This window comes from Aquibacillus sediminis, from assembly GCF_005870085.1.
Classification (GTDB): domain Bacteria; phylum Bacillota; class Bacilli; order Bacillales; family Amphibacillaceae; genus Aquibacillus_E; species Aquibacillus_E sediminis.
In genome coordinates, this window is record NZ_SZNM01000011.1 from 14,657 (window position 1) to 34,650 (window position 19,994).

At 36.1% G+C, this 19,994-nt stretch carries 17 protein-coding genes; 7 read left to right on the forward strand and 10 right to left on the reverse strand.

What is annotated here, in order from left to right:
• Positions 1-595 precede the first annotated feature (595 nt).
• On the reverse strand, positions 596-1,921 hold the full coding sequence (xylA, locus tag FCI53_RS11760) for a xylose isomerase (RefSeq protein WP_138419069.1): 1,326 nt from the start codon (positions 1,919-1,921) through the stop codon (positions 596-598).
• Positions 1,922-2,136: 215 nt separating this feature from the next.
• Here xylA and FCI53_RS11765 point away from each other — a divergent pair, with 215 nt between their 5' ends.
• Positions 2,137-2,754, forward strand: coding sequence for a YesL family protein (locus FCI53_RS11765; protein ID WP_138419071.1), 618 nt, complete (start codon positions 2,137-2,139; stop codon positions 2,752-2,754).
• A gap of 64 nt (positions 2,755-2,818) precedes the next feature.
• Here FCI53_RS11765 and FCI53_RS11770 read toward each other — a convergent pair whose 3' ends face one another.
• The 3 genes from FCI53_RS11770 to FCI53_RS11780 form a co-directional block, all read right to left on the reverse strand.
• Positions 2,819-3,640: a carbohydrate ABC transporter permease gene (locus tag FCI53_RS11770; protein WP_138419073.1), complete on the reverse strand. Its 822-nt coding sequence runs from the start codon at positions 3,638-3,640 to the stop codon at positions 2,819-2,821.
• 12 nt (positions 3,641-3,652) lie between these two features.
• Positions 3,653-4,531 carry a carbohydrate ABC transporter permease gene (locus tag FCI53_RS11775; protein WP_138419075.1) on the reverse strand — a complete coding sequence of 293 codons (879 nt, stop codon included), beginning with the start codon at positions 4,529-4,531 and terminating at the stop codon, positions 3,653-3,655.
• Between the two features lie 557 nt (positions 4,532-5,088).
• Complete coding sequence (locus FCI53_RS11780; protein WP_138419077.1) at positions 5,089-6,438, reverse strand: extracellular solute-binding protein; 1,350 nt, start codon at positions 6,436-6,438, stop codon at positions 5,089-5,091.
• 435 nt (positions 6,439-6,873) lie between these two features.
• Between FCI53_RS11780 and FCI53_RS11785 the strand changes: the two genes are divergently transcribed.
• The 5 genes from FCI53_RS11785 to FCI53_RS11805 all read left to right on the forward strand — a co-directional run bounded on the left by FCI53_RS11785 (position 6,874) and on the right by FCI53_RS11805 (position 12,240).
• Complete coding sequence (locus FCI53_RS11785; protein WP_138419079.1) at positions 6,874-8,490, forward strand: glycoside hydrolase family 43 protein; 1,617 nt, start codon at positions 6,874-6,876, stop codon at positions 8,488-8,490.
• 224 nt (positions 8,491-8,714) lie between these two features.
• A complete protein-coding gene (locus FCI53_RS11790; RefSeq protein WP_138419081.1) occupies positions 8,715-10,811 on the forward strand; it encodes a metallophosphoesterase family protein in 2,097 nt (698 codons plus the stop codon).
• Positions 10,812-10,917: 106 nt separating this feature from the next.
• Positions 10,918-11,121, forward strand: coding sequence for an H-type small acid-soluble spore protein (locus FCI53_RS11795; protein ID WP_138419083.1), 204 nt, complete (start codon positions 10,918-10,920; stop codon positions 11,119-11,121).
• A 33-nt stretch (positions 11,122-11,154) separates the two neighbouring features.
• On the forward strand, positions 11,155-11,880 hold the full coding sequence (locus FCI53_RS11800) for a DUF421 domain-containing protein (RefSeq protein WP_138419085.1): 726 nt from the start codon (positions 11,155-11,157) through the stop codon (positions 11,878-11,880).
• Between the two features lie 72 nt (positions 11,881-11,952).
• A complete protein-coding gene (locus tag FCI53_RS11805) occupies positions 11,953-12,240 on the forward strand; it encodes a HesB/YadR/YfhF family protein (protein ID WP_138419087.1) in 288 nt (95 codons plus the stop codon).
• Between the two features lie 276 nt (positions 12,241-12,516).
• Here FCI53_RS11805 and FCI53_RS11810 read toward each other — a convergent pair whose 3' ends face one another.
• The 6 genes from FCI53_RS11810 to FCI53_RS11835 all read right to left on the reverse strand — a co-directional run bounded on the left by FCI53_RS11810 (position 12,517) and on the right by FCI53_RS11835 (position 18,493).
• Positions 12,517-13,689: an aminotransferase gene (locus FCI53_RS11810; protein ID WP_138419089.1), complete on the reverse strand. Its 1,173-nt coding sequence runs from the start codon at positions 13,687-13,689 to the stop codon at positions 12,517-12,519.
• Positions 13,686-14,180 (reverse strand): Lrp/AsnC family transcriptional regulator, encoded by a 495-nt coding sequence (locus FCI53_RS11815; protein ID WP_138419234.1) that lies wholly within the window; start codon positions 14,178-14,180, stop codon positions 13,686-13,688. Before FCI53_RS11815 ends, FCI53_RS11810 begins: the two co-directional genes overlap by 4 nt.
• 434 nt (positions 14,181-14,614) lie before the next feature.
• Positions 14,615-14,941: a hypothetical protein gene (locus tag FCI53_RS11820; RefSeq protein ID WP_138419091.1), complete on the reverse strand. Its 327-nt coding sequence runs from the start codon at positions 14,939-14,941 to the stop codon at positions 14,615-14,617.
• A 73-nt stretch (positions 14,942-15,014) separates the two neighbouring features.
• Positions 15,015-15,710, reverse strand: coding sequence for a cysteate racemase (gene cuyB, locus FCI53_RS11825; RefSeq protein WP_138419093.1), 696 nt, complete (start codon positions 15,708-15,710; stop codon positions 15,015-15,017).
• 64 nt (positions 15,711-15,774) lie between these two features.
• The gene (locus FCI53_RS11830; RefSeq protein ID WP_171038156.1) at positions 15,775-17,295 is read right to left on the reverse strand and encodes a Mur ligase family protein; all 1,521 of its coding nucleotides are present in this window, start codon (positions 17,293-17,295) and stop codon (positions 15,775-15,777) included.
• A 13-nt stretch (positions 17,296-17,308) separates the two neighbouring features.
• Positions 17,309-18,493, reverse strand: a complete 1,185-nt coding sequence (locus FCI53_RS11835) for a carboxylate--amine ligase (RefSeq protein ID WP_138419097.1) — start codon at positions 18,491-18,493, stop codon at positions 17,309-17,311.
• Positions 18,494-18,935: 442 nt separating this feature from the next.
• On the opposite strand from FCI53_RS11835, the gene FCI53_RS11840 reads away from it, so the two are divergent.
• Complete coding sequence (locus tag FCI53_RS11840) at positions 18,936-19,928, forward strand: TAXI family TRAP transporter solute-binding subunit (RefSeq protein ID WP_138419099.1); 993 nt, start codon at positions 18,936-18,938, stop codon at positions 19,926-19,928.
• Positions 19,929-19,994 lie beyond the last annotated feature (66 nt).

The following is a 19,994-nucleotide window of genomic DNA, read 5'->3' on the forward strand; positions in this document are numbered from 1 at the left end:
ATTAGGTGTTTTATCTAACTTAAATCAGAAAACCACTAACAGCGTAGGTAGAATACGGAGACTCCTTGAAAATAAAGAGCCATTTTCTGCGTGCGATGTATCGCTACCGTAGCCTTCCTTGTCCTATGGGAACAGCACGAGGTGAAGATCCACTTGGTAAATTAAGGAACGTAGGCTAAGATCGCCACGTCCTGTGGCAACGCCTGCGTGACCAACATCCTGTTGGCCCGAGGCCGTGCCCATGGAAAGCGGACTATTCTGCCGAAGCGATGGTATAACACTCAATCAAATTCAGTGACATAGGGCAATTTCATCAAAGTTACGTCGGAGCTTCTATCAACTACGACATTAAAAAGCAACAAACCTTGCAAAAAGAGCCTACAAAAAAAGAAGCTCTACCGCGTTAGAAAAAGAACTAAATATACGTGGTTGAACAAAATAGCAACTCAACCGCGTATGAAGCGTAAAGTGTAAATAAACTTTCCTGTTATATCAGTACTTTTTCGTAATTAAACATACACTATGGAAGTATTATGAAATAAAAAAACCACCTCAACAATTTGTTAAGGCGGTCCTTTTAAGATAGTTATTTCAATTACTCACCAGCATACGCTGTTAATAGATACTGATTAATTGTTGCTCTAATTTGTTCTAGGCGACCAGATGGTTGAGCAATTGTTGTTAAGCCATATGCATGATCTTCAAGTTTGTGGAAATCAGTTTTTCCTTCAACGATGTCTTTTCCAATACCTTGTTGGTAACTGCTATAACGGTTGTCCACAATTCCTTCTAGTACGTTATCATCAAGTAATTTTTGTGCAATTTTTAGTCCGACAGCGAAACTATCCATACCGGCAATATGAGCGTGGAATAGATCTTCTGGCTCGAATGAACCACGACGTACTTTTGCGTCAAAGTTTAGTCCACCTTTACCAAGTCCACCATTCTTTAGAATCTCATACATTGCTAGAGTTGTAGAATACAAGTCTGCTGGGAATTCATCTGTATCCCATCCAAGTAAAGGATGACCTTGGTTAGCATCAACAGAACCTAGCATATTGTTAACACGTGCATAATGTAATTCATGTTCAAATGTGTGTCCTGCAAGTGTTGCATGGTTTGCTTCAATGTTGAATTTGAAGTGATCTTGTAGATCATAATGTTGTAAGAATGCATATCCACTAGCTACATCAAAGTCGTACTGGTGTGAAGTTGGCTCTTTTGGTTTTGGCTCAATTAGGAATTGTGCATCAAAGCCAATTTCTTTTGCATAATCAACAGCCATATGGAAGAAACGACCAAGGTTATCCATCTCTAATTTCATATCTGTATTTAGAAGTGTTTCGTAACCTTCACGTCCACCCCAGAATACATAGTTTTCTCCACCAAGCTCTTTACCAATTTCTAGTTGTTTTTTCACTTTAGCTGCTGCATAAGCAAATACATCTGCACTGCTTGATGATGCTGCACCGTGAACAAAACGTGGATTAGTAAAGTTATTAGCTGTATTCCAAAGAAGTTTTGTTTTACTATCTTTCATGTAATCTTTAATCATTGCAACAATTGTATCTAGGTTTTGGTTCGATTCTCTTAGTGTATCTCCTTCTGGTGCGATATCGATGTCGTGGAAACAGAAGTATGGCACTCCTAGTTTTTCAAAGAATTCGAATGCAGCTTCAACACGCGCTTTAGCTAAATCCATTCCTTTAAATTTGTCCCATGGACGGATAGCAGTTCCTACACCAAATGGATCAGAAAGGTCCTCTGTGAATGTGTGCCAGTAAGCAACACCGAAACGTAACATTTCTTCCATTGTTTTGCCGCCAATTTTCTCTTCAGGGTTGTAAAATTTAAATGCGTAAGGGTTAGTTGATCTTGCACCTTCATAATTGATTTTGCCAATGTTTTCAAAGTAAGCCATGTCAATTCCTCCAGACAATTTATTATTAAAATGGATAATTCATTTTGTTCGTGTTTATGATTATATTATAGCAATCAATTCATTGTTTGTCTATTAAATAAACAAAGTTTTATATTTATTCATTTTCGTGTAAAATAGACAAATATAGCGTATAATTAAGTTTGTCTTGCTCAGTTTATTACTTAGCTTTTCTAGCAACAAAAGGAGGTTCCGTTTTGAATAATACAAACAACGTCATTTATAACATATTAGAATGGATTAACAGGTTTGCCTATATCAACTTGTTATGGATCTTATTCACCATTCTAGGTGCAGGAATACTAGGGTTTTATCCCTCAACAACAGCCATGTTTTCAATAGTACGTACATGGTTACAAGGAAACAAAGATGTACCTGTCTTTAAAACATTTTCAAACTACTTTAAAAGAGACTTTTTTAAAAGTAACCTTTTAGGACTTTTTATAACCTTCATTATCGTTTTACTTGCTATTGATATCTTTTATATTCAAGTTAATATAGACCAACAGTTGACCTGGACATATATTCCTTTATTCGCTTTCATGTTGTTCTTTATATTATTCCTATTTTATATTTTTCCTACGTTTGTACATTATGACGTAAAGTTAACCCAAATAATTAAAAATGCATTTTTAATTATGCTCATTAGTCCTATACAAAGCTTTTTCATTATTTTATCTCTTGGCTCTATCTATTTTGTCATGCGTGCATTACCTGCTTTATTTTTCATCTTTGGTGGTAGTACTTATGCCTTCATCACGATGTGGTTGGCCATGCATACGTTCAATCGAGTTGCCAAGAAACAGCAAGGTTAAGTTACTAAAGCAACCTGGGTGTCACCTCACTAAACATACAGTTAAATGTGGTGACACTTTTTTATTATCCTTTTACAGCACTTGAGGAAATCCCTTCGACAACTTTATTACTAAAGAATATAAATGCTAGTAAAATTGGTAGCACACTAATGATTAATGTTGCACCAATCGCTCCCCAATCCGTCATGTACTGTCCAATGAAGTTTTGGATCCCGACTGTTAATGTTTTATATTTATCTGAACTAATAAACGTGTTAACGAATACAAATTCATTCCAGTTGTAAATCATATTAATAATTACCGTCGTAGACATTACTGGCATTGTCATTGGTAATATAATTCTGAAAAACAGACGGTGAATTGAACAACCATCAATAATTGCTGCTTCTTCAATTTCACGCGGTAAGGTGTAATAGAATCCAAGTAAAATCATCATCGTGATCGGCAAATTGTAGGCCGTGTATGTGATTACGATTGAGATTGGATTATCAATTAAATCAACCGATAAAAACATACTGAATAACGGAATTAACGCTGAGTGGATTGGAATCATTAAACCAACCATGAATAACCCCAGCACTAGTGAACTTAGTTTCCACTGCATCCTTGTGATGGCGAATGTTGCCATACTTGCTAACAAAATGGTTAAAACAATAGCTAAACCAGTGATCCAAACACTGTTAAAGAAATAAAGGCCAATACCTCCATCCCATACTTTTTGATAGTTTTCCCATCTAAACTCTGTGGGTAAGGCAAATGGTGATTCAGCAAAGATCTCTCTATTACTCTTAAGTGAAAACATGAATAACCATATGAGTGGAAAGATTTGGAATACCGCAACAAATGCTAGACATACATACAGAATAAAGTAACCTATACGTCCCATGAGTTAGCCCCCTTAATATTGAATTTCTTCTTTATCAGCTGTTAGTTTTCGAACGATAACAGTTACAATTAGTGTGATGATTAATAGCAAGAAACCAATTGCACTACCATAACCGAAGTCATTGCTTGTGAATGCTAACTTATACATGTACGATGCCATAACTTCACTAGCTCCATTCGGTCCACCACCAGTCATTACATAAATTAAGTCAAAGTATTTCAGTGAACCAACAATCGCTAGTACAATTGTTACTTTAATGACACCCATAATTAATGGCACTTTAATTTTATAAGCAATTTGAATGGCATTAGCTCCATCAATTTTTGCAGCTTCAATTAATGAGTTAGGTATATTTTTCAAAGCTGCATAGTAGATCAAGATATAAAATCCAGCATATTGCCACAAAATTGGAATGAAGATCGCATAAAGAACAATATCTGGTTCAGCTAACCACGCTGGAGGGTTATCAATTCCAAATCCACGTAAGATACTGTTTAACATACCATTGGATGGATTATAGATCTTAATCCAAAGTTGCGCGATTGCCACGGAAGACAAAAGCATTGGGACTAAGTAAATCTTTCTTAAGAAATCTGCTCCCTTTATTTTCGAAGCTAGAATAAGAGAAATAACTAAATAGATAGCTAAGCTTAACGTTGAAAAGAAAGCTAATAGGAAGGAATGCCATGCACTATCCCAAAACAATGAATCTTGAATTGCATTAACATAATTGTCCAAACCTATAAAAGTCATTTCTCCGATTCCATCCCAGTCCATCAGACCATAATAACCAGTTAAAGCAAGCGGGATAAAAATTAATACACCAATCAATAAAAGTGCCGGTAGCACATATATTGCGATCATTAGTTTGTTTGACATTACTTTATTCATAGATTTTCACCTCATGTCGTTTTAAATTAGAAAAGGACACTAACAGTAAGTGGTTTGTATTTACTCTCCTAATGAGAATATAAGACGGACCAGATTGACAACGCTTTCTTGCGATTAGAAAAAATAATAGCAACTTTTGTCTGGTGATGTTCTATCAGATCACTAACGACAATGCCATCATTTGTTAGCGCTTTCCATTTTCGTATTCCATACCTCCCACAAAATTTGATTTTTAGAGTTTAGTATCTTACTCACTTTTAAGCTTACATAAAGAATATCAAACATTATCTTGTTTGTCCAGTGGATAAACAAAGTTTAAGTAATATTTTTTACATCTATTCTTTTATCCCTTACAATTCACTCTTGTATTTTGTAATCTAACATTGGGTTGGATAATAGATCATCTATTCTCTCACTTTCATACACAGCGCACACCAATTATTATAGTTGTTTTATACAATTTTCCTCTAAACTTCATAAACATAAAGAGCCATAGTTCCTTTACTATGGCTCTTCACTCATAATCAAGTTATTTCGTTGCTTTAAAAGGTTATTTATTATTCTTCTTCAGATAGTGCTTCTTCATGTTGTTCAACAAACTCTTCTGGTGTTACCTGACCACCAAATAGAGCTTGAATTAAGTCTAAGTGTGTTTGGGCTGTATCTGAACTCATTTGTACATCAGCATAAAGTGTAAGATTTGTTGACTTATTTAAGTCATCTAACACGTCAATATACATTTGTGGAAGATCTAATGAATCTGTATCAAGTTTCGTAGCTGGAATTACACCTGCTTGAGTTACAGACTTATCTCCCCACTCTTGAACGAAGAATGAAACAAAGTCTTTAGCTTCTTCTTTAACTTCAGAGTCCTCAGCAACAAATAGACCTACACCAGGGCCACCAACATAACTATTTGTATCGCCCTCACCATCTACAGTTGGGAATGGGAAGTAACCTACGTTATCTCTGAATTCTTGTGGCACATCTTCATTTGTTGTAAAGTTTGGTAAATCCCATGTTGCAATCATATACATTGCTGCTTGATCATTCATAAACATACTTTTTGCTTCTTCATCAGACAAACCATTGAAACCACTAATAAACGCATCGTTATTAACTAGATCTTGTACTTTTGCAGCAGCTTCTGTAAGAGCAGGATCCTCAAATGAAGTTTCTCTTTCAATAGCTTCTGTTAATACAGTTCCGCCAAGGCGGTCAGCAAAGTACATATACCACATCGAACCAGTCCAACGGTCTTTATTACCTAAAGCAATTGGATTAACACCATTTTCACTAAGTGTATTTGTAACCTCTAATAATTCTTCGTATGTTTCTGGAACTTCAACACCGTTTTCTTCAAACATTGCTTTATTATAGAATACATTCGTAATGTTTAACTCTAATGGAAGTCCATATGTGTTACCATCAATTGCATAAGCTTCAGCTGTTCCTGCAACAAATTCGTCATTTAAATCTCCTTCAAGAAGATCATCTAATTGTGCAAATTTATTCCCTTCAACGTATGGATTTAAGTAACCTGCCGCCCAAGTCATTCCGACGTCTGGTAACTCGTTAGATGTTGATAAAACTTTTATTTTGTCTTTATATTGTTCGTTACTTAATACTTCAAGATCTACTTCAACACCTGGATTTTCCGCTTCAAAATCAGCCGCAATTTCATCTACAATCTGATTGTGCATTGCAGAACTACCTTCGGGCCATAGGTGCATAAATTCTATTGTCTTCGTTTCTTCAGAACTAGATGTATCATTTGAATTTGAGTCGGAATTGTTATTGCCTTCTCCATTAGATTCGGTATCTTCACCAGAACCCGAACATCCAACGATCAAAAACACTGAAGCAAAAATTACCATCAACAATGTAATCGCTTTCTTTTTGCTCATAAAAATTAACTCCCCTTTTTTTATAAGATTCGCACTGTTGTTTAACAGGTACAACGATAGAGTAACACATAAAACTCCGTTTGTCCAACGATTAAACAAACTTTTTTTAATTTTTTTCATTTATGAGTTCATTACACTATTACTCTGACTTTAAGTAGTGTAAATATTCTTCATAATCGATTACTCCTTCAAGGTTTTTGTAACCATTTACATGATTGATTTAGTAAAGTTAAGGACCTTTTTTGAAATAACCTTTTCTTTTAGATAAATATTTTTTAAAAATAATTTACTTCTCTCTCTTTTTCCTGTAATCTATCCATATAACGTATTCTTTATATAAGTGTTAAACAAACTGTCTTTTACACGTTATGTACACTTATAATAATGACCTTTACTGCTTTTTCTTAAAACAAAATTATAAAGAGGTGGACAAACATGGCAACAATTCAAAATCCAATCCTTACTGGTTTTAATCCAGATCCTAGTATTTGTCGAGCAGGAGAAGACTATTATATCGCAGTATCTACTTTTGAATGGTTTCCTGGTGTTGGAATCTATCATTCAAAAGATTTAAAGAACTGGCGTTTAGTCGCAAGACCTTTAAATCGTCTAAGTCAACTAAATATGATGGGAAATCCTGACTCTGGTGGGATTTGGGCACCTGCACTTTCCTACAGCGATGGAAAGTTTTGGTTAATCTATACAGACGTTAAAGTTACAGAAGGACAATGGAAGGATAGCCATAACTATTTAGTCACTTGCGATACAATTGATGGAGAATGGTCTGAGCCTATTTATATGAATAGTTCTGGTTTTGATCCATCTTTATTCCATGATGATGATGGAAGAAAATACTTCGTGAACATGATGTGGGACCATCGTGTAGGACATCACAACTTTTACGGCATTGTCCTCCAAGAGTATAGTCACGAAGAACAAAAATTAATTGGTGATGCTAAGGTGATCTTTAAAGGGACAGACATCAAATTAACAGAGGCACCACACCTTTATAAAATAAATGGCTACTATTATTTGCTAACTGCTGAAGGTGGTACGAAATATGACCACCAAGCAACCATTGCACGTTCTAAAGACTTATGGGGTGACTATGAAGTACATCCAGAAAATCCATTAATTACGTCCATGCCATATCCTAGAAACCGATTGCAAAAAGCAGGACATGCTTCGATTGTCCAAACGCATACAAATGAGTGGTTTTTAGTACATTTAACTGGACGCCCATTACCAAAAGAAGGTCAACCGTTACTTGACCCGCGCGGATTTTGTCCACTAGGACGTGAAACCGCGATCCAACGATTAGAATGGAAAAATGATTGGCCATATGTAGTTGGCGGCAATCAGCCATCCCTTGAAATTGAAGGGCCTGCCATAGATGAAGTGAAATGGGAAGAGGCACCCGAAAAAGATGATTTTGATAACGAAACACTAAACCTTAATTTCCAAACCCTACGAATTCCTTTGGGAGAAGATATTGTTTCGCTTACAGATCGTCCGGGTCATTTAAGACTTTATGGCCGAGAATCTTTAACATCTAAATTCACGCAATCGTTTGTAGCTAGACGTTGGCAACATTTTAATTTCTCAGCTGAAACAAAGGTTTCGTTTAATCCAACAACGTTCCAGCAATCAGCTGGGCTTGTAAACTATTATAATACGCAAAATTGGACGTCTTTCCATATTTCTTGGCATGAAGACAAAGGGCGTATACTTGAGATTATGGCGTGTGATAACTTTACATTTAGCCAACCACTTCATGGGTCTGAAATTGAAATACCAGACAATGTGGAATATGTAAACTTACGTGTAGATGTAAAAACAAATACCTATGAATACTCCTATTCCTTTGATGGTGGAGAGACTTGGCATACGGTTCCAGTTCAGTTTGAATCATACAAGCTTTCTGATGACTATATCCAAGGTGGCGGTTTCTTCACTGGTGCATTCGTTGGTATGCGCTGTCAAGATACATCAGGCCAAAATAATTATGCCGATTTTGACTACTTCACTTATAAGCCATATCAAGAGAACTAAATACCATTAGCGCTTGGTTGAACCCAAGCGCTTTTTTAGTAAAAAATAGTTTACAAATGAATTAAAATGCTACCCTGCTCAGATAAGGTAGTCATAGAGAATGATCGATGCAGACTGACGGAAAAAAATCCTCTACTCCATATCCCCCGCTAACCAAGTCCTCACACAAACTCTAGGCAAAGAATATAGTATAAAGAACTCATTTATCTGGGGGTGTTTTGCACATGCATGTCCCTACCATTTTGTCTGGACCAATTTTACGACGGGTGGAAACTTCACAGATCTATATTTGGATAGCAACTAGCCAACAATTTGATGTTAATGCTGAATTATTCCAAGTAAAACAATCTTCCGCCCATGAATCAATTTATGAGCCTATTTCCATACAGACAAACACAGAAACAATGAAATTAGGAAAAAAGTTATTTATTCACTTAATCAAACTAACACCTAACCAAAACAGTTTTCCTATAAATGAACTGCTCGGTTATAACTTAACTTTTGATAACGGACGTCAAACACTTGATTTAGAGAGCTTTGGGTTACTGTCCGTCCAAAACCCACACGCGATTGTTTATGGTGATTTAAAATATCCTACTTTTTATATAAATAATAGCGATTGCGCCAACATTATGTATGGCTCCTGCCGAAAACCTCACAGTAAAGGAAATGACGCTTTAGTTAATGCAGACTTAGTAAGCGAAGACCATCATACAGATTTGACGAAGAGGCCTAGTGCACTATTTCTAGTTGGGGATCAAATTTATGCAGATGATGTTGCAGACCCATTAATCCGTTTCATTCAGGACTTAAGTAAAGAATTAATGGGAGAAACAGAGGCATTAGAGAAATTAGATTCACGACTTGAGCTAGATCCTTTTCATACATCCCTTCAACAGATCAATGGTCGGCAATTTATCATGCGACATTTCGCGAAATTCACTTCAACAAATCCTAATAACCACTTAATACAATTTGGCGAATATGCCGTCATGTATTTACTTGTTTTAGGGCCACAATTATGGGATTTAGCAAAAGCATATGGTGTATTTGACCCGTTTGAACAACGAATTAAAAATAATGAGTATTATTTTGTTTATCCTGACCAACCTTGTTTTGCCAAGGAGCGAGAAAAAGAGTTTGAACAATACCGAAATCGCTATATTGACCAACTTCAACGTTTACATGCATTTCAACAAACATTATTCCATGTGCGTCGTGCGCTGGCGAACACACCAACCTATATGATTTTTGACGACCATGATATCACAGATGATTGGAATCTTACTGCTGAATGGAAAAGAGATGTTTGGAATTCTCCATTAGGTAGGCATGTCGTTGCCAATGGGTTAGCTGCTTATTGGGCATTTCAAGGTTGGGGCAATGATCCCGATCGTTTTTCTCTTGGGTTTAAAAACAGCCTTTCCTCTTACTTTGAATTCTGGCAGATTAAATCAACGAATTATCAGCAAATGGTGAACTTGTTATGGGATTACGATGCATGGTTTTTTATCGCACCAACAGAACCAAAGGCCATGTTTCTTGATACACGTACGATGAGGCAATATATAGCCTTACCAAAACCGACCACAATTGGTACGTTCATTAAAGAAAATGTCCATAGCCCTAAATTAATAAGTAGTAATGGCTGGCAACGACTATCAGAACACTTAATGAAAAGTGATTGGCAAAGTGGCCACCCTCTAATCGTTGTATCCCCCACACCTTTATACGGTATTGACTTAATTGAATCCAGTTTACACGATTATGTTTATCCACTACGAACGGTTGGGGTTTCTGTAGAGACTTTACTAGATTTTGAGGCTTGGAAATATAACGGTGAAGCATTTAATGAGTTTCACCAATGGATAGCAAAATGGGATCCGAGTCACTGTTTTATTTTATCTGGTGATGTACACTATGCATCTTCTGCCACTTCAACGGTTGAATTTCCAAGTGGAAAACAAATGGACATTTATCAATTTACCAGTAGTCCAATGAATAACACGAGTTTCACAGGTGTTTGGGGTTTTCTAATTAAACAAATTGCACGAATTAATTCTTTAAAAGGCGAAACCATCGATCGTTATTGTGACCGTCCCGGTAACCTAGTAATTGAAAATGCATCCAACCCATGTCCTTCAGATTTTCAATGGCGAGAAACGATTCAATTTCTAATGACATCTAGTCATGCAAATGTGATTACAGATAATAATATTGGGTTATTTACACTGGATAACAATAAAGTGAAAAACCATTTATACAAGTATGTTGGCATGTATCAAACCGAGGAAACGTTCAATACGTTATCACTGAAATAAAATGTATGCAGGCTTCCCAATTATAAAGGGGAGTCTTCTTTTTGAATAAGTTTTCCCTCTTTAGTAAATACTATGGTTACATTTTTCTATATAGGGGGCAGTTGACATGGATCCACAGCGCGCTAGGGAAATTGTTGATTTTCCAATTATGGTCAATGTTACTTATGATGGGCAGCCAATCTACATTCAACATATTGATGAGTACAACCAAACTGCAACAGTTTTTCCAATTGATCAACCACACAATGAAGTAAATGTTTCCTTAGAACAGTTGGATGAGGATGATAAGCAAATACATAAGTATAGCTAATTATGAATTGAAAAAATACTAGGGTGAACTCCAATGTTAGAAACTGTTAAAGATTGCCTGTTGGTTATGGGCAGAATTGCTACAATTATTCCGTTACTATTATTTGTGACACTTTTTATGGGAAAACGAGCTATCGGGGAATTACCTGTGTTTGACTTTTTAATTGTATTGACAATTGGAGCAGTTGTTGGCGCTGATATTGCCGATCCTAATATCAAACATATTCCAACAGCAACTACCATTGTTGCACTGGGTATCTTTCAACGTTTAATGGCTAAATGGAAAATATCAAACAGAAAAATTGGTCGACTAATTACATTCGAGCCAACCATTGTGGTGAAAGACGGAAAAATACTTAATCATAATTTAAAAAAAATACGGTACTCCATTGATAATGTCCTTCAAATGCTACGACAAAAAGATGTGTTTGATCTGAACGATGTTGATATTGCTATTATTGAAGCAAATGGATCGATTAGTGTTTATAAAAAAACAGAGAAAAACGCGATTACTAGAGAAGATATGGCAATAAGGAAACAACCCTCCAGCATTGCGCTACCAATCATTGTGGAAGGAAAATTATATCGCGATGTCATGAATGATTTGGCTATTAATGAAACATGGTTACACCAACAACTAGCTGATAAAGGAATTAAAAACTTGAATGATGTATTTTTCGCCTCCATTAATGATCAGCATCAACTACATGTATCACAGAAACAGACGGAAGGCATATACATACCGAAACTTTACCATTAAGTCTTTTAAATTTTAGAGCATGCTATGTTATAACTCCCCTTTTTTGGTATAGTAACAAGGGGGGTTTGTAAAATGAACATGTCCATCACACAACCTGCAGCCAAATGGTATATAGATGAATTGGATTTACAACAAGGAGATTGCGTTCGCTTTTTCGTTCGTTACGGTGGATTCGGTGGAATTCATAAAGGATTTTCATTAGGAATTGCAATAAGCAAGCCTCAAGATCCGTCCTTACAAACGGAAGCATCAGGTGTTACCTTTTTTGTTGAAAACTCCGATCAATGGTATTTTGATGGCTACAATTTTCATATTAAGTACAGTAGAAAATACGATGAAGTGAACTATCAATTTACTTAAAAACCGCCTTTTGGCGGCTTTTTTTATATAAGTTTTTTCTAAATCCTTCTAAAATGAATTTTTACTCAGTGTGGGGATTTGCTTTTCCACACTGAGTGTCAGCACCACATTCTTTTGTCCAATAATGAAAAGACTTCCTGCTTTTAAAGTTGCTACAAAGCTCGAAACTTACTTTCTCTTTTCATTTTTCAGTAATTTAGAACTAGACGATCATACTTATCCTTCAATTGCTTGGGAAATATTTATTAAATTGGCACATGCTCAGCAATTAAACCGTTAATCCAAATCTGCGATAAACCGTTTCATTCGTTTCATTGCTTCGTCTAATTGCTTTAAAGAGGATGCATAAGAACAACGAATATACCCTTCCCCACTTTCACCAAAAACATTCCCTGGAACGACCGCAACATGTTGTTTCTTTAGAAGTTGCTCAGCAAATTCCTCTGACGTTAACCCTGTCTTTTTAATCGAAGGAAATACATAAAATGCTCCACCAGGCAGATGACAATCAAGCCCCATTTCAGTAAGTGCATGAACAACAAAGTTTCTCCGTTGACGATAACTTGTTTTCATTTTTTCTACGCTTTTCTGTCCATTGGTTAATGCCTCTAACGCACCATGCTGCGCCATCGTTGGCGCACTCATCATCGCGTATTGATGAATTTTGGTCATAGCACTAATAATCGATGAAGGACCAGCTGCATAGCCTAAACGCCAGCCTGTCATTGCAAAAGCCTTAGAGAACCCAGAGATTAAGATTGTTCTTTCTTTCATACCTTCCATCGAGGCAAAACTAGTGAATGGCTCATCATACGTTAACTCAGCATAAATTTCATCTGAAATAGCAAGTAGATTATATTTCTCAATCACCGTGGCAATTTCTGCTAGCTCTTGTTTATTTAAAACTGTACCAGTAGGATTATTCGGGCTACACAGAATAATAGCCTTTGTTTTTGGTGTGATAGCCGCTTCAATTTGTTGAGGCTGTAACTTGAATTCATCATCGGGATTTGTATCAATCGTAACCGGTACACCACCAGCTAATGAAACAATTGGCGCATAAGCAACAAAACTTGGTTCCACCACAATTACCTCATCACCAGGATTCACAACAGATCGTAAAGCTAGATCAATCGCTTGGCTCGCACCAACCGTAACAAGGATCTGATCTTCTGGTTGATAATCAAGTGTGAAATTTGTTTTCAAATACTCATGAATCTTCTGACGCAATTCATACAAACCAGCATTTGCTGTATATGCTGTATACCCCTGCTCCAATGAGTGGAAGCTTGCTTCTATCACATTCCAAGGTGTGACAAAATCTGGTTCCCCAACACCTAATGAAATAACATTATCCATAGCAGAAGCTAAATCAAAAAAACGTCTAATTCCAGATGGCTTTAGATTGACAACATTATCTGATAAGAAACTAGTTGATTGATCGATCATGGTGACACCACAATTCTTTTATCATCGTCATCGTCATCAAAAATTACACCATCATGTTTATATTTTTTCAAAACAAAATGGGTTGTAGTTGAAAGGACATTATCCAATGTAGAAAGCTTCTCCGAAACAAACCGACTAATTTCCATCATTGTTTTTCCTTCTACAGATACAGATAAATCATAGGCACCAGACATTAAATAAACTGCTTTCACCTCTGGAAAGCGGTACATTCTTTCTGCTAATTTATCAAAACCTAATCCTCTTACAGGGGTTACTTTGACATCAATCATTGCCGTCACACCTTCATATTCAAGCACCTTTGACCAGTTAATGACAGTGGAGTAACCAAGAATTGCACCTTCTTCTTCTAATTTATAAATGAGTTTCTCCGTCTCCTCGACACTTAAATTTATCATCTTAGCAATTGCATCCGTCTCTAATCGCCCGTTATTTTCCAACAATTGCAAAACTTCAATCTCTTTTTGATCCATTTCTCCACCTACTTTATATAATTTCGCGTTTAATATAACTTCATTATTTAAATTCATAACTATCCCTATGTTACTATAATTCAATTAAATGATAAATACACTGCTCATAAGATCATACAAAAAAATACACGTAGGGGGTTTCTGACTAGCATCCGATTTAGATTTAATCATATGCACAGAGCGGAATGTTCTGACTGTAATGTACACGATTAGGGAATAACATAACGTATGCTCAGAAAAGGCTAGTTTCACATGCTCAAGCCTATATTGAAGTAAGGTCTAAGAGACAAAGTCCGTAAAAAGAAAAAAAAGACTGGTTGATATAAACATCTCTACACACATGTGGGAGCACAAGCCACTTTAGAGAGTTTACACCATCAGTCTTTCTGTCTTTTTAAGTAACCGGATTTTCAAGAGGGGTATGAATACGTAGATCAGTTATTAGATGATGATAAAGACATAGCCTTTCTCAAATCACTAAGCTCTTGTTTTAATTTCAAATTTTCTTTCTGGATCGCTTTAATATGACTGGAAATCACTAGATCATCACTGTTTTCCTTAAACCGAGTTAACCTGACCTCGTACCATTTCTTCCCATCAGCAGATGTACTAGTTTGACTAGGTTCCACTTTGGCGTCTGGGAATAGTCCTTTTACATAATGGACTTCTTGTTTAGATAAGCGCAACTCTCTATACTGGATCCCATCTGCAAATGAGTCTAATAAAAAAGTCTCAAACTTTTCCATTTTATTAGAAGTCATCCTATCCCTCCTTGCCTTACACTTTATTCATAAGGCTTATCCATTATTACTTCGAAAAAAATGATCCTTTTTTCTAAACAGAACGACGGATCGACTCTTGTACAAGAATGTTCATCGCATCCACACAATATTTATTTACTTGTTCGCTTAACGAAACCACCGAAAACTCCGTACATGCTAAAATCACACAATCACATGCTTCTTTTGAAATAAGATGATTAATAATTTCCTCAATAACTGTAATATTAACACCGGTACCGCTTTTTATATCATTATAAATAATGCCCATTATTTGGTTTTGTAACTGATCATCAGGTACATGTAAGTTTAGTTGGTGGTTGTTACAAGCTCGTTCATAAATCCTCGTCCGAATTGTTCCATTCGTAGCTAAAATACCAACTTTGCTATTAATCCCAAATGTTTCTGCAATATATCGCACTGTTTCATCAACCATATTTATTATGGGGATTGTCGTTAGTGTTTGCATTTGATCATAGAAGTAATGGGATGTATTGCACGGAATTGCGATATTCGCTACACCTGCTGACTCTAATAAGTTTATATCACTTTTAATCTCATCTAAAAATTGTGTTTCTTCCCCATTCAATATCACCTTCGTTCGATCAGGTAATGTTGCGTGATTAAGAATGACCATATTAATATGATCTTGGTCTTTGTCTGCATCGGTATAATCGATTACCTTGTCAAAAAAAACAGACGTAGCTTTAGGTCCCATTCCACCAATTACACCTAAACTATTCTTTTCCATTTTTCTACCTACTTTTACTAAAAATTATGGTTTCGTAAATCCTGCCTTGAAAGAAAATACCCACTTACCTTATAGGAGTTAGCTTCGAGTTAAGAAGCTCTGGCTTACGTTCAATTAACTGGTTGATTGTTACTTTTGCACCGTGATCCATTCCTTGACAACCGGCCAATAACACAAGGTCACCGTCTTTTGCATGGTCTAATGCATAGGAAGTAGCTTCAGGTAGTTCATCATATAAATGAACTTTTATATTTGCTTTAGACATCACTTCCATAAAAACGTTTGCCTCTTCGTCTGTCACCTTATCCTTTTCTGTTACATGTGAAACACTCTTAGTAGCTGTAATTTCCTTTACATTTAGTTTAGATGCCCACTCCGCTATAGCTTCTGCATTTTCTCGATTCACTGTAGGGCCTCTTTCACCTCTAATCGCATAGACTAGATGCAACTGTTCAAAATCCATAAACTTTAGTGTTTCTAGTGTCACATTAATGTTTCCGGGGTTAGCAAAATGATCATCAATGATCTTAATATCATCTTCAAATATAAATTCAAACCGTCTTTCTACACCAGCGAATGTTTTAAGTGTTTCTTGAATCGTACCGATGGAAACACCACTTAACAATGCAACAGTAATCGCGACCATTGAATTATAAACAGAGTGTAAGCCAGGGACATTTAATTGCACATCAAATTCACTTGGTGAAAATTCAATTCCATTTGCTTTAAAAGGTTTTAAGATTTCAACTGTAAATTTCCCCCTACCCGAGGATAAGTCTAAATTCTTACAATGAATATGTCCTTGCTTGCTTTTAACACCAAAAGTAATAACCTGTGCTTGTGTCTGGTCAACGAGTGAAGCGGAATATTCATCATCCAAGTTTAGAACAGCTAGACTAGTCGGACTAGCATGGCGAATCAATCTAGACTTCGCTTCAAAGTATTGTTCAAATGTACCGTGAGAATCGATATGTTCTCTGCTTATATTATTAAACGTAACAATATCATAGTTCACACTTTCAACTCGATGTGTTTCTAGTGCCGCTGATGATACTTCCATACTGACATGGGTTATATCTTGGTCCACCATTTGTTTCAAATAGTACTGTAAATCTAAAGATTCAGGTGTTGTAAGCTCTGATGGAATAGCCATTTCACCAATTTTAATATTCACCGTTCCAATTAACCCCGTTTTAAGCCCTTGATTTTCCAAGATAGCATTCGTCATATAGGAAGTTGTTGTTTTACCATTTGTAGCAGTAATCCCTATCATATTAAGTTTACTAGATGGATGATTATATATTGTTGCACCTAACTGAGCCAATGCAATCCTGCTGTTTTCCACTCGATACTGTGGTATATCAATTTCCTTTTGGAACTCTTCCACGACAGCTACCTTCGCGCCATTTCCAACTGCATTTAATAAATACTTATGCCCATCTGTTTTATAACCTTTAATACATACAAAAATGTCTCCTTCCGACACTTTTTGTGAATGATAAGAAACACCGTTAACTGCTAAATGGTCTATTTCATTAATACTTTCTAGAACTTCAATTGATTGTAAGAGGTCACTTAACTTCATCACTTTTCCCCCTTTATGAATGGTGGACTTTCTTAAACAATTTACTTATAAGCATTTTAACAAAGGAAAATGCGGGCTTGGGGTCCTGTGCACTCCAAATTGCATATGCTTTTGGTTTAAACAAGGAAACAATAACCTTCCTTAAGGACAACTGTTTGGTTCTCTTATAATCCTTAATTGCCAGTAGGTCTTCATAACCGTACCAAAAAGCCAAATTTCTATCCTCTGCGATCGCCTTCGGTTCAACAGCAGATCCAGTTAGCTCTTGGTATGTAATATAAGGGAAATTTAACCCTAGTTTCTGTAACATACTATTAAAGTTCGTAATCCTTACATTTATTTCAATTAAGTAAAACTGCCCAGTTTCGGCATCTTTTTTAAATTCAATTTCAGCAAACCCTTTATACTGAAGTTTCTCTAGAAAAGTTGCACCAATTTCATATAATTCAGGTACATATTTCTGAACTGTATATACTGAAGCGCCAAAATTAATTGGGTATTGGCGATACTTCTGACAAGTAGTCCAATGCGTCACTTTTGAATCTTGGTTCAAATAAGCATCAAAGGTATACATATGATCATCAAAACCAGGAATGATTCGTTGTACAAACACCTCTAAGTTCGCATTCTTAGCCTTTTCGAGTGCTTCCTCTAATTCCTTTTGATTATATACTTTAAATATTTTCTTTCTAAAAGTGGCTACAAACGATGGAGAATCCACTGGCTTTACAATACACGGATACTTAATATTTGTTTCAATTTTCTCCATGAAATTGTCTTCGCCTACCCTAACTGTTTCAGGAACTGCTACCCCCATCTCTGTTGCCAATTGATGTAGAGTATCTTTATTCATTAATTTTGTATATAAACCCTGTTCCATCTGCGGAATTAAATAATATTCTTTCAATTCATCTAAATACTGATCCATTACTTCCACATATGAATCATGACAAGGTATAAGAACAGGAGGAACCGCTTGACTTCTTGCATAATTCTTTAAAAATTGTATGAATTCTTCTGTCTCTTCACTGTAATGTGGTGCAATGGCTCGTTCAGAGCAATACTTAGACTTAGCTCCATACGTATTTTCTGCAGAATAATCCACCGCCACCGTATGAATACCATGAGCCCCTAAGCAACGAATTGCACTTAATCCTATATAATAATTACTACCTAAAATAACTGCCTTGTTATCCATTTTGTATCTCCTTATTTATCTTGCACAAATTAAAACTTACATATATATAGATATTGACATAAAAACAAGGATATTTGCAACATTAATGAAGGACATTGATTATATATATTTACTTATTTTTATTGTATGGACATATATGATGATTATACCATTCACTTGCTCCTCAATGGATAGTTACTCCAACAATAAAAACTGTTTTTTCTTCAGTTATTGTATATATACATTGACTTACTATAATTTTCCCCAGCATTAGATTTTGAAAATAATTCCAAAATTTATTTTTTTATCCAAACCAGTTCCCTATGTTTATTTTTTGTGATAATATATCCATCGTGGGGTAGTGGACAAAATTTTCTTGTACATTCAGCTTTATTTTCCATGGTTATTGTCATCGTACATAGCCACTAACCATATTTTAACAATAAGAGGGGAGAATGGTTTTATGAAGAAACTTGTTACATTGCTTTTTATTACCATTATAGCGCTTGTATTAAGTGCATGTGGTGGGGACAATGCTAAAGTTGCGATTGGGCCTGCTGGTAGTGGAACACAAGCTGCCACTCAAATTATACTTGATGCTGCAGATCTTACAGACGAGGACTATCAAGCTTATCAAGAAGGTTTTGGAGATGCTAAAGATAAATTACAGGATGGAAACATCGATGTTTCCTTTGGATTATTAGGATTACCATCAGGTAGTGTTAATGACTTACAAGCAACATCAGGAGATGCAGAGCTTGTTAGTCTTACAGATGAGGAAGTTGCTTACGTAGAACAAAATTCTGGTTACATGGAATACACAATTCCAGCTGGAACCTATGATTTCCAAGAGGAAGATGTTCAAACCGTAACAGCGTATGCAGTTCTTGTTGGTAATACCGATACAATAGATGAAGCTCTCGCATATGAGCTTGCTCGAGTATCAGTAGAATATGCAGAAGAAAATACTCATGCACAATCCGATCATATGACTCTTGAGAATGCACTTAGTGGTTCAGAGGGACTACCGATCCACCCAGGTGCAAAAAAATACTATGAAGAACAGGGATTAACAGTCGATAATGAAGTTGCAGATGTGAGTGCAACCGAAGATGACCGCGATAGTGACTTTGTTCTTGGAACAGGTAGTGCTGGTGGTACTTACTATCCACTAGGTGGAGAAATGGCCAATCTATGGTCTGAGTATATCGATGGTGTTAGTGTAACTGCTACAGAAACTGGTGCTTCCGTTGAAAACCTAGCTGAAATAGGTGCGGGAAATTATGATTTAGGCATGTCTGTACACGTACCAGCACAGAATGCTTACAATGGAGAAGCTGATTTTGACGGTTCTCCTGTTGAGAACTTTGCCTTCATTGGTCATATTTATCCTGAAGTAATGCAAATCATTACACGTGAATCAACTGAGATTGATAGCTTAGCAGACTTAAAGTAACGAACAAAGGCTTGGGGCGCTAAGGTTGGACGTACGAGTTGGACTGAGCTAGATGAGAAGACTGTC

What these genes read in the sequence shown, in the direction of transcription:
- xylA (WP_138419069.1), bottom strand. Translation starts at nt 1,921, where the DNA reads ATGGCTTACTTTGAAAACATTGGCAAAATCAATTATGAAGGTGCAAGA.
- FCI53_RS11770 (WP_138419073.1), bottom strand. Translation starts at nt 3,640, where the DNA reads ATGGGACGTATAGGTTACTTTATTCTGTATGTATGTCTAGCATTTGTT.
- FCI53_RS11775 (WP_138419075.1), bottom strand. Translation starts at nt 4,531, where the DNA reads ATGAATAAAGTAATGTCAAACAAACTAATGATCGCAATATATGTGCTA.
- FCI53_RS11780 (WP_138419077.1), bottom strand. Translation starts at nt 6,438, where the DNA reads ATGAGCAAAAAGAAAGCGATTACATTGTTGATGGTAATTTTTGCTTCA.
- FCI53_RS11785 (WP_138419079.1), top strand. Translation starts at nt 6,874, where the DNA reads ATGGCAACAATTCAAAATCCAATCCTTACTGGTTTTAATCCAGATCCT.
- FCI53_RS11790 (WP_138419081.1), top strand. Translation starts at nt 8,715, where the DNA reads ATGCATGTCCCTACCATTTTGTCTGGACCAATTTTACGACGGGTGGAA.
- FCI53_RS11795 (WP_138419083.1), top strand. Translation starts at nt 10,918, where the DNA reads ATGGATCCACAGCGCGCTAGGGAAATTGTTGATTTTCCAATTATGGTC.
- FCI53_RS11800 (WP_138419085.1), top strand. Translation starts at nt 11,155, where the DNA reads ATGTTAGAAACTGTTAAAGATTGCCTGTTGGTTATGGGCAGAATTGCT.
- FCI53_RS11805 (WP_138419087.1), top strand. Translation starts at nt 11,953, where the DNA reads ATGAACATGTCCATCACACAACCTGCAGCCAAATGGTATATAGATGAA.
- FCI53_RS11810 (WP_138419089.1), bottom strand. Translation starts at nt 13,689, where the DNA reads ATGATCGATCAATCAACTAGTTTCTTATCAGATAATGTTGTCAATCTA.
- FCI53_RS11815 (WP_138419234.1), bottom strand. Translation starts at nt 14,180, where the DNA reads ATGGATCAAAAAGAGATTGAAGTTTTGCAATTGTTGGAAAATAACGGG.
- FCI53_RS11820 (WP_138419091.1), bottom strand. Translation starts at nt 14,941, where the DNA reads ATGACTTCTAATAAAATGGAAAAGTTTGAGACTTTTTTATTAGACTCA.
- cuyB (WP_138419093.1), bottom strand. Translation starts at nt 15,710, where the DNA reads ATGGAAAAGAATAGTTTAGGTGTAATTGGTGGAATGGGACCTAAAGCT.
- FCI53_RS11830 (WP_171038156.1), bottom strand. Translation starts at nt 17,295, where the DNA reads ATGAAGTTAAGTGACCTCTTACAATCAATTGAAGTTCTAGAAAGTATT.
- FCI53_RS11835 (WP_138419097.1), bottom strand. Translation starts at nt 18,493, where the DNA reads ATGGATAACAAGGCAGTTATTTTAGGTAGTAATTATTATATAGGATTA.
- FCI53_RS11840 (WP_138419099.1), top strand. Translation starts at nt 18,936, where the DNA reads ATGAAGAAACTTGTTACATTGCTTTTTATTACCATTATAGCGCTTGTA.